The following is a 3,414-nucleotide window of genomic DNA, read 5'->3' as shown; positions in this document are numbered from 1 at the left end:
TCATACTTCTACAACTATTGTCCAATAAATAAATCAAACATCAATCTTTGATATAAAAAAGGCTGAAACTTATACTTGTAAAGGCTTTGAAGCATTTAACTATTGGCCAATAGAATAATAGAAATAGGGTGATATAGCTGCCGTGGTAGTTCCCTACTATCTACATATAGAGAATGGTTCAACACATTTAACTAGATAAGCTTTGCATTTAAAAAGTAGGATTTAGAATGGCTTTGTTGCTAGACAAGCTTATGGCTACCGCACAATAGCCTAGATCCTTGTACTTCATACTTCTACAACTATTGTCCAATAAATAAATCTATTATCTTCGGTATTTTAAAAAAGGCTGAAACTTTTACCTGTAAAGGCTTTGAAGCATTTAACTATTGGCCAATAGAATAATAGAAATAGGGTGATATAGCTGCCACTAGGTTCACCTTTCATGTCGGCTCTGGCAACCGAAAAGCGGAACGGATTTTCTATGGCTATTACAACAAAGCTATTTAGAATTATTAAATTTTGTATTTCAATTCTGAATTGAAAATTCAGAATTCTACTTGAGGTTCCACCAAAGATTTGACAAATACATTTTTTTACCAGATTTAGTATAACTTAAATCAATAATTAAAGTAAAATTGATTGATATTTTCAACTTTTCAGTCTTTACTACTCACTTCTAATTAGGAACAAAGTTAGTCGCAAAATAGGTCCAACTTAGGATTGGGTATTTTAATCAACTCTTGACTAAAAATTATCCGAACCCAAATAATTAAAAAATTTTCTCAACTATTGCATAAATTAAGGAGTTTAATATATACTAATTCTCAACTTCACCTTATGGGAAGTTATAGAAGACAAATCTAGTTTAACTCGGAGATATTAGTATGTCAAAAGAATTTGATGTTCAGCAAGCTCGGCCTAGTAAAATTCAAATAGAAGTAAAAGATATTCTACAAAATTCACTAGGCAAAAACTGGCAAACAGAATTAAATTTTGACTCAGATGGTGGTGGCGACAGCAGCTTTGACGCAGATGGTGGCGATCGTCAATTTGACTCAGATGGTGGTGGCGACAGTCATCATTAATAGTTAAACATTTTAAGATTTAAGTATTTTAATTTTTGCCTTAAATGTTTAGGGGGTTAAGAGTTACCTATTATCCCCATCTTAGCTAGCCATGTAACTTTGAACAGGTGACAACTGAAAAATATGATGGTAAAAGCTTTACCCCTTTCTTTATTTATAAGCAAATACACAAAATTAATTACACAAAGATTGATTGTGGTGAAATACCCATCCAATAAGGCTGAAATTTGTAAATAATTTGATTCAGGTGTTTAAATATACTGAAAGACAAATTTCCCAATGTCAAACTTTAAGTAATTCGATATTAATTACACAAAGATTTGGGTAAAATTTTCCCATTCAATAAGGTTTGAATTTGTAAATAATTTGCTTTGGCTGTTTGAATATACTGAAAGACAAATTTCCTAATGTAAAGTTTTAACTAATTCGCTCAAAGTAATAATAGTAGTAGTTTTGATATTTATTGAAGGCTGAAAGCAAAAACTAAGTAGTGGTCAACAATTAAGAATTATTAATTGTTGAAAGCGATAGGATTAACTCAAAGAAAAATTTTTTTTGTTTCTCCTTTAAAGGAGATTTATCCACAACTAATACTCTTAGATGTTGAAAACTACTAAAAAATCTAAATAATTTTTTACTAATGGCGATTAATTATTGTCATTAATATTTTAAATGTGATTTTAATCTATAATAGGTCATTAAAAATTCCTGAATCAACAGACTTATAAATAATATAGTTAAAAAATTAAAACACTTAATTTTTATCTTGAATTTATAGGGGGGGTTATGAATTACTATTATACCTAATTTTAAACTAGCCATGTCAGTCTGAAGAGGTGAGAACTAGAAAATATATGAGAGTAAAAGTTTGACTTTATTATTGATAAATACACTGACATACAAATCTCAGAATATAAAACTCTGATTAATTCAATTGGTTCAAAATAATAATAGTAGTATTAAGATTTACTTAAGAATAGAAAAAAGTTAAAATAATTATTGGCTTATGGTAATTAAGTATTCCCATTAACTAAGGTATTTGTATAACCTAATAAAATAAATAATTCTTGAATAAACCCACTTATAAAAAAATATTTGATAGACAAGGTAAGCTAAAAATAGACTTTTATAAACTTCTAATGTAATAGAAAAATTCTTAACTTAAGTCTATTATTTGATAAATGTTAAAAATTAATAGAAAAAATTCCTAATTATGTCATGTCTAACACATCTAATACAACCATTAGATCGAGAAGAATTTCTAGAAAATAATTGGACTAGGAAAGCGATCGCCATTTCTAGTAAAGGACACAAAAACTTTAGAGACCTATTTTCGTGGGACAAACTCAACCATTTATTAAACTTTCATCAAATAGAACATCCCGATCTGCGCCTTGCATTTGATGGAAAAGTTCTGGAGGCAAAGGAAAATAGAAATCTTACCCAATGGTGTCAGAAAGGTGCAACCTTAATCCTAGACCAAATCCATAAAAGAGTTCCAGAAGTTTCTCTATTTGCTTCAAGACTTAGTTATGAATTAGGATACTCAACTCAAGTCAATGCATATTGTTCTTGGTCTAGTAAAAAAGGATTTTCTAAGCATTATGATACTCACGATGTATTTATCTTACAAGTAGAAGGAAGTAAGCAATGGTATGTCTATACTGAAACGTTCAAATATCCATTGCCCAACCAAAAATCATCCTCTTTTACGCCACCGGAAGAAGAAGCATATTTGAGTTGTATTTTACATCCAGGAGATGTACTTTATATACCTCGTGGACATTGGCATTATGCAGTGACAAAAGAAGAACCGTCTATTCATCTTACTTTAGGTATTCATTCTCGAACAGGTGTCGATATATTGGAATGGTTATTAGAGGGGTTTCAAAACAAAGAAAAGTGGAGAAAAAGTCTACCATTAAGAATAGATGAGACTTATTTTAACGTCAGTGTAGAAAATTTAATTCAAGACTTAAAAGAGTACATCAATAATGACAATCTTAGTAAAGAATATAATAACTACTTGGATGGTTTCGGAAAACCTGTTGAGCAATACAATTTCCCATATCAAGCTGGATTTAATATTTTTTACAATGGAGTTGAAACTAAGTTTAAAGTTTCTGAGTTTCAACGTTTAAAAATTTTACAAATTCCTGATGAGGATGGATACAAAATTTTAGTCTCAGGTAAAGAAGTATCTATTCGAGGAGTACCAGAATATTTAGTAAAAAATTTATTTAGTCGAGAAACATTTACTGGAAAAGATGTCATAAATTGGCTGCCGGACTATGACTGGGAAATAGATATTATGCCCATGTTATCTAAG

At 29.8% G+C, this 3,414-nt stretch carries 2 protein-coding genes; both read left to right on the top strand.

Annotation, left to right across the window (positions count from 1 at the left end; genetic code table 11):
- Positions 1 to 884 precede the first annotated feature (884 nt).
- Positions 885 to 1,085, top strand: coding sequence for a hypothetical protein (locus F6K40_RS26620; protein WP_293140118.1), 201 nt, complete (start codon positions 885 to 887; stop codon positions 1,083 to 1,085).
- A gap of 1,213 nt (positions 1,086 to 2,298) precedes the next feature.
- Positions 2,299 to 3,414: cupin domain-containing protein (locus F6K40_RS26615; RefSeq protein ID WP_293140117.1), on the top strand; the 1,116-nt coding region annotated here is incomplete at its 3' end.

This window comes from Okeania sp. SIO3I5, assembly GCF_010672085.1.
GTDB lineage: Bacteria > Cyanobacteriota > Cyanobacteriia > Cyanobacteriales > Microcoleaceae > Trichodesmium.
This window is presented reverse-complemented; position numbering and strand designations above follow the sequence as displayed.